Below are 571 nucleotides of genomic sequence, written 5' to 3' on the forward strand. Positions count from 1 at the left end.
TGGACACCGGCGGCCCCCACACAACGACAACGCTAATACAGTTTTCTCGCGCGCGCGTGCGAGGCCTCGAAACCGAAAGGCTATCCTTTGACCGGCTTTAAAACCTTAGCCAGTGACAACACCGCGGTACTCGAACTTGCTGAACGCATCTCCGCTGTGGCGTGGCCGCTGTCGACCAACTTGGAACCTGAAGAGCACGCCTTCGCGATGATTGTGGCCGGGCTGGCCAAGATTGAAGAGGCAGCCCCTGACCTTCAGATCGCCCGCCTTCTTGCGGGCCTCGCTGAGCTCTACGTGGCGCGCAGCCACGTTGGAGAACGGGACCCAGCCCTAAACCATTCCTCCCGACAAGCCCTGCACATGGCGCATGTGGGGACTGCGCTGCTGGAAGATGGTGGCCTTACGAGCGAGGAGGCGGTCAACGCAATGCTGTGGGCGGCTGGCCGGGTGTCTGTCGTGACCCAAGGAAGGCAGGAGACCGCAAAGGTAGCCTACCTGATGGCTGATGGCTTCGCGACCCAATCGCACTGAACATAAACCAGAGAGGCCGCGTAATGCAGACCCAATCCAC

The 571-nt window shown here is 60.8% G+C and carries 1 protein-coding gene; it reads left to right on the plus strand.

Features of this window, described 5'->3' with window-relative positions:
* The first annotated feature begins 87 nt into the window (after window positions 1-87).
* Window positions 88-531, plus strand: a complete 444-nt coding sequence (locus tag OB03_RS14625; RefSeq protein WP_461344654.1) for a hypothetical protein — start codon at window positions 88-90, stop codon at window positions 529-531.
* Window positions 532-571 lie beyond the last annotated feature (40 nt).

Source organism: Brevundimonas sp. GN22 (assembly GCF_054824005.1).